General features: G+C 45.9%; 1 protein-coding gene. It reads right to left on the bottom strand.

Annotated features, from left to right (window positions below; all coding sequences use genetic code 11):
* Positions 1 to 276 precede the first annotated feature (276 nt).
* Positions 277 to 1362, bottom strand: a complete 1086-nt coding sequence (locus tag F6K53_RS41290) for an ATP-binding protein (RefSeq protein WP_366511432.1) — start codon at positions 1360 to 1362, stop codon at positions 277 to 279.
* Positions 1363 to 1574 lie beyond the last annotated feature (212 nt).

The raw sequence follows: 1574 nt of genomic DNA, 5'->3' as shown, positions 1-1574 counted from the left end.
CATTACGACTAATTCCTTCCAGTTTTTCTCTCTGGTCTGAAGTTAGAAAAACCATTACCCGACGACCTCTTCCCATATTATCCAGTTTGTTTTCTGTCTATTACACTATTTTAAGCTTGCCACGCCAGTAGGGTGCGTTAGGGGCGGGCTTGCTATCATGTTCAACCTCAACACCCTGGTTGAGACAGCCCGCCCCGTAACGCACCACCCAAGGGCGAGCCCTCATTTTCCGCCTGGTAGCCAGTGTTAGGTTGCTGCCCGTAACGCACCACCGGGTCAAACTAGTTCTTTCGCTTCTGCCAAAATCGGATTAACATCAAACCAAGGTTCATCTTGATCATAATACTCGTACACAAAGCGACTGCGGATTAAGATTTGATATCCATCATCTCCAGTTACTTTCTTATCCTTAGCTACTGTACGCAGTAAGTCCCACTCATCATCAGTGATTGCTAACACAAGTTTATGACGCTGAGCCTTAATCATACGTTCTAGACAATTACGGGATAGGGGTAGTTTCCCTTCCTCCATGATCCAATCATTGAGAAACCGAAGTAAATTCCGCACATGACCGCCACTAGCACCACATAAACGGTCTAAGGTTTCAGCACTGTCAAAAATTGCTGTAATTTTAGTCAGACGCTGGTTTGGCTCTAAATCTGGAAAAGCTCTTGCTAGCACCATCTGTCGCAGCAGTGCCATTCCTTGTTCATGTTTGCTACCGTCCCGTAACTGCACAGGTACCATTGGCAGGACTTTGGGGTCGGTCATAAACCGTTCAGTCACCATCCCAAAGTCATTGGAAAACCGCAGTGACAGTGGAATAGTGTAAACCACGTGACAGCCCAGTCCCCGCAACTGTGCTCCTCGATCCGCAAACAAATATTCTGGCTGAAGACGACCAAAGGGCTTTTGTATAGAATCTACCCGGTCAAGGTTATCGACAATAACTACTAGTCCCTTTTTACCGGTCTGTTTCAATTTCTTGATACCAGGCTCCAGCACCTCCTGATTAATGGCCTCAATAAGTCCATTGGTTCGAGGCTCTAGATATCCTCTCAACTTATCCCGCTGCTTAGGGCTAGCTTTCGCTTGACTGGTAATGGTGGCAATCCCTACAGAGAATTCTACCTCCGATAGCTCCATCGGTGTTTTTAAGATATCTTTGACTTCACCGAATAACCTCTGGAAGTACCCTGGTTGAAGGCTAATGCCAGCGCCTTCCAGACTTTCACTGACTCGACGGGCGATCGCCAGTAAAATATCGCTAATATCAACATCGCTCATTTCCAAGTCTCGGTCGGACTCAAAGTAAACCACATGAAATCCTGAGCGTTCTAAATCCAGCTTTAACCTGAGCAACTCCGTAGACTTGCCGCAGCCAATATGCCCAGTAAACAGTTCACAGGTAGGTTGATTTGGTGAAAAGATAGCAATCTTTTTTCTAAGAGGATGTCTGAAAAGTAATTGGCTACGCCAACCGTCTAAGCATAATCCGAATCATGGCAACTCGAATCATGGTTTCAGAAGTTGCTGGTAAGACTTCATAATATGCAGCTTAAACGACGACACCA

Source organism: Moorena sp. SIO4A1 (assembly GCF_010672065.1).
Taxonomy (GTDB): Bacteria; Cyanobacteriota; Cyanobacteriia; order Cyanobacteriales; family Coleofasciculaceae; genus Moorena.
Note: the sequence above shows the minus strand (reverse complement) of the source record. Positions and strands in the feature narration are given on the sequence as shown.